We start from the raw sequence: 927 nt of genomic DNA on the forward strand, positions 1-927 counted from the left end.
CGGCCCTCCGCGGGGACGGAGCCCCGCGACTACGGCTGGCCCCCAACCTCCAACCTTCAACCTCCAACCGGCGGGCGGGGCGGCGGGGCGGGGCGGCGACCAAGCGTAGTTGCGGGGCTCCGTCCCCGCGGGGCGCCATGCGCCCAACGGATGGCCAGGGAACCGGGAACAACCTTCGACCCCGGCGGGCGGCGGAGGGGTGCCGGCCCCCCCTCCCCCCGCCACGACCCGGGCGCGTACCATGCCCGCGCGTTGCGATATCCCAAACCCTTACGTCTCCCACACGAGGTCTACGCGAACCCCGACGTGGCGTTCCACGTCACGATGCGTATCCACCCGGCCCTCGGTGGCGTCGCGCCTCCTGTCCTCGCCGCGGTGTGGCGCGGCGTCGTGGAGCAGCGCCACCGACCCGACGCCGTCCTTCTCGCGGCATGCCTGATGCCGGACCATCTCCACGTGCTCGCCCGCCCGGGCGAGCGCGACCTCATCGCCTTCGTCGGGAGCCTCAAGTCGTGGACGACCCGCCTCGCCTGGCAGGTCGGCCAACGCGGAACGCTCTGGCAGCCCGGCTTCTACGACCGCGCGGTCCGCGACCGCCGGCAATTCGAGTCCGCCGCCCGGTACGTCATCGCCAATCCAGTCCGCGCCGGGCTCGTCGAGTCGCCCGAGGCGTGGCCCTTCGCCTGGGCATGGTGGTTCGACGAACCGTAGTCGCGGGGCTCCGTCCCCGCGGGGCGCCATGCGCCCAACGGATGGCCCGGGAACCGGGAGGCGGGAATCGGGAGGCGGGAACCGGGAACCACCTCCAACCTTCAACCTCCAACCCCCGGGGCGGGGCCGCGGGGCGCGGTGCTGACCCCCAACGTTCGGGTGGGCCTCCCGGCCCTCCGCGGGGACGGAGCCCCGCGACTACGACCACCCCCCCCC

General features: G+C 74.4%; 1 protein-coding gene. It reads left to right on the forward strand.

Annotated elements, in window-relative coordinates; genetic code table 11:
* Positions 1-306 precede the first annotated feature (306 nt).
* A complete protein-coding gene (locus N2041_RS14395; protein WP_297679281.1) occupies positions 307-711 on the forward strand; it encodes a transposase in 405 nt (134 codons plus the stop codon).
* Positions 712-927 lie beyond the last annotated feature (216 nt).

The sequence above is a fragment of the Tepidiforma sp. genome (assembly GCF_026419595.1).
In the GTDB taxonomy this organism is placed as follows: domain Bacteria; phylum Chloroflexota; class Dehalococcoidia; order Tepidiformales; family Tepidiformaceae; genus Tepidiforma.